At 73.5% G+C, this 324-nt stretch carries 1 protein-coding gene; it reads left to right on the top strand.

The features are described 5' to 3' along the window. Window positions 1-202, top strand: a 202-nt coding sequence (locus UK12_RS34600; RefSeq protein ID WP_045307192.1) for a hypothetical protein, incomplete at its 5' end; no start/stop codon positions are given. Window positions 203-324 lie beyond the last annotated feature (122 nt).

The raw sequence follows: 324 nt of genomic DNA on the forward strand, positions 1-324 counted from the left end.
CGGGGAGGGGTCCCGGATGGTCGTCGCGGACTGCGCCAACGTCATATTCGCCGACTTCACGGGGGCCGTGGGCGTGATCGGGCACGCACACACCCGCGGCGGCACCGAGTACACGGCCGGGCTCGACTACCACGACCAGCCGGACGGCCGACGCCCGACAGCGTGCCACCCTCTCATCAAGGCCTCACTCGTGGCGACATGACAGCGCCGCCCCGCTACTGCACGCGCATCCGGCCGTACGTCCCGGACCGGCTCGCCTGCCAGGGGCACGGGCCGCCGCAGCGCTCACTGGCACGCGACCTCAGCCACCGCACCGCCCGGCTC

This window comes from Saccharothrix sp. ST-888 (genome assembly GCF_000955975.1).
In the GTDB taxonomy this organism is placed as follows: Bacteria; Actinomycetota; Actinomycetes; order Streptomycetales; family Streptomycetaceae; genus Kitasatospora.